This window comes from Streptomyces sp. NPDC054840 (assembly GCF_053611065.1).
In genome coordinates this window covers 1-4,663 of sequence record NZ_JBSGZP010000592.1, presented here as the reverse complement: position 1 = coordinate 4,663, position 4,663 = coordinate 1, and the positions used below count along the sequence as shown (strand labels likewise).

Sequence of the window (4,663 nt, the reverse complement as noted above, 5' to 3'; positions counted from 1 at the left end):
CCGTCCAGCAGGCGTCGGGGCCCTCGTTGGTGCCGCTACACCCAGGTGTCCAGCCACATGCGGCCGCGCCACGAGTCCATCGGCAACGTCTGGCCCGTGAAGATCGGCCAGAAGTAGATGAAGTTCCACGCGATCAGCAGGACCAGTACGCCCGCGCCGATCGCGCCCAGCGCCCGCCGGCGTTCGCTCGACCCGGCCGGGCCCAGCAGGGCACCGATCATCATGGCCACCGCCAGGCACAGGTACGGGACGAAGACCACCGCGTAGAAGTAGAAGATCGTCCGCTCCTGGTAGTTGAACCAGGGCAGCAGACCCGCCCCCAGCGCGCACGCGATCGCGCCCGCCCGCCAGTCACGGCGGAAGAACCACCGCCACAGCACGTACAGCAGCGCGAAGCAGCCCGCCCACCACAGCAGCGGGGTGCCCAGGGCCAGGACCTCGCGGGCGCACTTGCCCGCCGCGGTCGCCGGGCAGCCGTCGGTGCCGGGTTCGGGGGACTCGTAGAAGTACGAGACGGGCCGGCCCAGGACCAGCCAGCTCCACGGGTTGGACTCGTAGGTGTGCCCCGAGGTCAGGCCGACGTGGAACTTGTAGACCTCGGTCTCGTAGTGCCACAGGCTGCGCAGCCACTCCGGCAGGAACCCCAGCGAACTGCCCTGGTCGTACTTGGCCGCCCAGTCGCGCAGATAGCCGCCCTTGCCGTTGTCCGGGCTGAGGATCCAGCCCGACCACGAGGCCACGTACGTGACGATCGCGATCGGGACGGTGGAGACGAAGGCGGGCAGCGCGTCGCGCCGCAGCATCGAGGCGTACGGGGCCCCCGCGCCCGCGGTGCGGCGCGCGGCGGCGTCCCACAGCACGGTGAGGACGCCGAAGAAGGCGAGGATGACGAAGCCGTTCCACTTCGTGCCCGCGGCCAGACCCAGGCAGACGCCGGCCAGGATCCGGTAGGGCCGCCGGCCCAGCGACAGCGTCTCGGCGATCTTCGCGTCCGGCCGGGTCCGCCCTTCCTCGTCCACCGGCAGCGCGTCCGCGAGCCGGGCTCTGGCCCGGTCGCGGTCGATGAGCAGGGCCCCGAAGGCGGCGAGCACGAAGAACATCAGCACCAGGTCCAGCAGCGCGGTGCGGCTCATCACCAGGTGCAGGCCGTCCACCGCGAGCAGCGCGCCCGCCAGGCAGCCCAGGAAGGTCGAGCGGAAGAGGCGGCGCCCGATCCGGCACAGCATCAGCACCGACAGGGTGCCGAGCACGGCGGTCATGAACCGCCAGCCGAAGGGAGTGAAGCCGAACATCCACTCGCCCAGCCCGATCACCCATTTGCCGACGGGCGGGTGCACGACGTAGCCCGGATCGGCCGGGAGGGCGACCCCGTCCGGGTTGGCGAGGATCGAGGCGTCGATGTCCTTGGGCCAGCTCGCCTCGTAGCCCTGGCGGATCGTGGCCCAGGCGTCCTTGGCGTAGTACGTCTCGTCGAATATCACCGCCTTCGGGCTGCCCAGGTGCGCGAACCGCAGCACCCCGGCGACCAGCGCCACCAGCAGGGGCCCCACCCACGAGACGATCAGCTGCCAGGTCCCCCACACCTGGGGTGGCAGGCCGAACGTCATCCACAGCTGCTTGGACGGCCTCGCGTACGGGGGCACCAGGCGGGTGCGGACGTCCGCGCGCGCGGAAGTGGCGGCTGACGGCACGTAGCCGAAGCCGCGCAGTCGGCGCAGCCAGGTGGGCGGCTCGTCCTCGCGTCCCGCCGGTGAGGCGGGCGGGGCCCCCGCGGGGCTGGGCGGTGGCGTCGCGGTACTGGTCACCGGCACATCGTAGGGAAGAGATCTGTGTGCGCCACCAGTGGCGGGGGGCGGCGGGGCAGGGGGCTGAGAGGATGGGTGGGTGACAACTGACCAGCCCCGCGTGACCGAGCCCACCACGACCGCAGCCACGGCCGGGGGACGGATGGGCACGCTCGTGCTCGCCGGCACCCCCATCGGCGATCTCGCGGACGCCCCGCCGCGTCTGGCGACCGAGCTGGAGCGGGCCGATGTCATCGCCGCCGAGGACACCCGGCGGCTGCGCCGGCTGACCCAGGGGCTCGGCGTGCACACCACCGGGCGCGTCCTCTCGTACTTCGAGGGCAACGAGTCGGCGCGCACCCCGGAACTGGTCGAGGCCCTGGCCGGCGGGGCACGCGTGCTGCTGGTGACCGACGCGGGCATGCCCTCGGTCTCCGACCCCGGATACCGGCTGGTCGCCGCCGCCGTGGAGAAGGACATCAAGGTCACCGCCGTCCCCGGGCCGTCCGCGGTGCTCACCGCGCTGGCCATGTCCGGTCTGCCGGTGGACCGGTTCTGCTTCGAGGGGTTCCTGCCCCGCAAGGCGGGGGAGCGCCTGAGCCGGCTGCGCGACGTCGAGGGCGAGCGGCGCACGCTCGTCTACTTCGAGGCCCCGCACCGGCTCGACGACACCCTGGCCGCGATGGCGGAGGTCTTCGGAGCCGACCGGCGGGCCGCGGTCTGCCGCGAGCTGACGAAGACCTACGAGGAGGTCAAACGCGGCGGACTCGGCGAGCTCGCGGCCTGGGCCGCCGAGGGCGTGCGCGGAGAGATCACCGTCGTCGTCGAAGGCGCCCCGGCGGCCACGCCCGGCGATGTGGACGACGAGGAGCTGGTGCGCAGGGTGCGGGTGCGCGAGGAGGCCGGTGAGCGGCGCAAGGAAGCCATCGCGGCGGTCGCGGCCGAGGCCGGCGTACCCAAGCGCGAGGTGTTCGACGCGGTGGTCGCGGCAAAGAACGCGGCACAAAAGATGCCCTCGATCGGTAAAGAGCTAGCCTGAAAAGCAAAGCTCAGACCGCGCACCGGGCGCTTTGGGCATGAGTCGCCCAAAGACCGTCCAACAGTAGACAGGGCCTGATGCGCTCCCGCCCGTTGAGGCGTCCACTGGCAATGGCACCAGTGGAACAAGAGGAGCTGGCATGAGTGAGATCGCAGACACCCCGGTACCCGTCACCGCCGCAGTCCCCGTCGCTGTGACCGCTTTCGACGTGCACACCGTGCACGAGGCCTACTCCTTCGCGTGCATGAGGTGCGGGTACGGCTGGGAGCAGGCGTACGCGATCGAGCACCACGTCGACGGCAGGGGCGAGCCGTTCATCATGTACAAGGTCGACGGCGAGCGGGTGCCCTCCCCCCTGTCCGACCTGACCTGCCTGAACTGCGGCGGACACGTCGTACGGATCATGCGCGCCGGGCAGGTCTCCTCGGTGATGGGGATGATCGACCACCTCTACCACCACCAGATCGCTCCCGGGATCGCCGGACCGGTGCCGGCTGGCGCGAACGCCCCCCGGCAGCCGAAGCCGCGCAAGTCCGCCCGTTCGCACGCCTCCCCGGGGCCGGTGGCCGTCGACCCGGCAGGGGAGCGCCGGGGCCTGGTCTCCCGTCTGAAGGGGCTGTTGCGCCGGTCATAAGATCGGCCGTATGAGCACACGCGTGGAGAAGACGCAGCCCAAGGACGCACTGCCGCCGCTGCCCGAACCCCTCCGGGTGGCGGTGGCGGACTCGCACACCCACCTCGACATGCAGTCGGGGACCGTGGAGGAGGGTCTCGCGAAGGCCGCCTCGGTGGGCGTGACCACCGTGATCCAGGTGGGCTGCGACCTGAAGGGCTCCCGGTGGGCCGCCGAGACCGCGGCCGCGTACGCGAACGTCCACGCGGCCGTCGCCCTCCACCCGAACGAAGCCCCGCGGATCGTGCACGGCGATCCGGGGCGCACCCCCCAGCCCCCTGGGGCCGGGGGAGGCCGGTCGCAGGGCGCCCGGGCCGGGGGCGGCGAGGCCGCGCTGGACGGGGCACTGGCCGAGATCGAGGCGCTGGCCGCGCTGGACCACGTCAAGGCGGTCGGCGAGACCGGCCTGGACTATTTCCGCACCGGGCCCGAGGGCATGGCCGCGCAGGAGCGTTCCTTCCGCGCGCACATCGAGATCGCCAAGCGGCAGGGCAAGGCGCTCGTCATCCACGACCGGGACGCCCACGCGGACGTGCTGCGCGTCCTGCGCGAGGAGGGCGCCCCGGAGCGGACGGTCTTCCACTGCTATTCGGGGGACGCCGACATGGCCCGCGAGTGCGCCGCCGCCGGCTATTACATGTCCTTCGCCGGGACCGTCACCTTCAAGAACGCCCAGCCGCTGCGCGACGCCCTCGCCGTGGCCCCGCTGGAGCTGGTGCTCGTAGAGACGGACGCGCCCTACCTCACCCCGGCGCCTTATCGTGGACGGCCCAACGCGCCGTACCTCATCCCGCTGACGGTCCGGGCGATGGCCGCGGTGCGCGGTATCGACGAGGACGCGATGGCCACCGCGCTGGCGGCCAATACGGCCCGCGCCTTCGCCTACTGATCCACGCGCTGCTCCGACACGCTGCGTAGCCGTGCCGCTTTGGAGCGTGACGACTCCTCCGCTAGGGTGCCGTGCCCGCACCGGAGGGTGCCGGATCACCAGTGGAGCGAGCGTCGTGAGCGATACGCAGGGCAGTCACCGTCGTGGCGGTCCCGTCCCCGAGGCGTACGAGGCCCAGCCCTTGGCCCAGTCCTCGGTCCGGCCCGCCGGTACGGGCGATCCCGGGCCCCCCGCGTGGGACCGGAAGCCGGCGGTCCAGGCCCAGGCGGGCCCGGAGG

The 4,663-nt window shown here is 72.2% G+C and carries 4 protein-coding genes; 3 read left to right on the top strand and 1 reads right to left on the bottom strand.

The window, feature by feature from the left end; genetic code table 11:
- Positions 1-35: 35 nt before the first annotated feature.
- Positions 36-1,805: a dolichyl-phosphate-mannose--protein mannosyltransferase gene (locus tag ACWGIU_RS30295; protein ID WP_453711126.1), complete on the bottom strand. Its 1,770-nt coding sequence runs from the start codon at positions 1,803-1,805 to the stop codon at positions 36-38.
- Positions 1,806-1,947: 142 nt separating this feature from the next.
- Here ACWGIU_RS30295 and rsmI point away from each other — a divergent pair, with 142 nt between their 5' ends.
- The 3 genes from rsmI (at position 1,948) to ACWGIU_RS30280 (ending at position 4,385) form a co-directional block, all read left to right on the top strand.
- Entirely contained in the window at positions 1,948-2,823 is an 876-nt protein-coding gene (gene rsmI / locus ACWGIU_RS30290; RefSeq protein ID WP_453711128.1) for a 16S rRNA (cytidine(1402)-2'-O)-methyltransferase, read from the top strand.
- A 139-nt stretch (positions 2,824-2,962) separates the two neighbouring features.
- Positions 2,963-3,457 (top strand): hypothetical protein, encoded by a 495-nt coding sequence (locus tag ACWGIU_RS30285; protein ID WP_453711124.1) that lies wholly within the window; start codon positions 2,963-2,965, stop codon positions 3,455-3,457.
- 10 nt (positions 3,458-3,467) lie between these two features.
- A complete protein-coding gene (locus ACWGIU_RS30280; protein ID WP_453711122.1) occupies positions 3,468-4,385 on the top strand; it encodes a TatD family hydrolase in 918 nt (305 codons plus the stop codon).
- Positions 4,386-4,663: the final 278 nt, after the last annotated feature.

Bases quoted from the DNA above. Each gene is read 5' to 3' on its own strand.
- ACWGIU_RS30285 (WP_453711124.1), top strand. From the start codon at position 2,963: ATGAGTGAGATCGCAGACACCCCGGTACCCGTCACCGCCGCAGTCCCC.
- ACWGIU_RS30280 (WP_453711122.1), top strand. From the start codon at position 3,468: ATGAGCACACGCGTGGAGAAGACGCAGCCCAAGGACGCACTGCCGCCG.
- rsmI (WP_453711128.1), top strand. From the start codon at position 1,948: ATGGGCACGCTCGTGCTCGCCGGCACCCCCATCGGCGATCTCGCGGAC.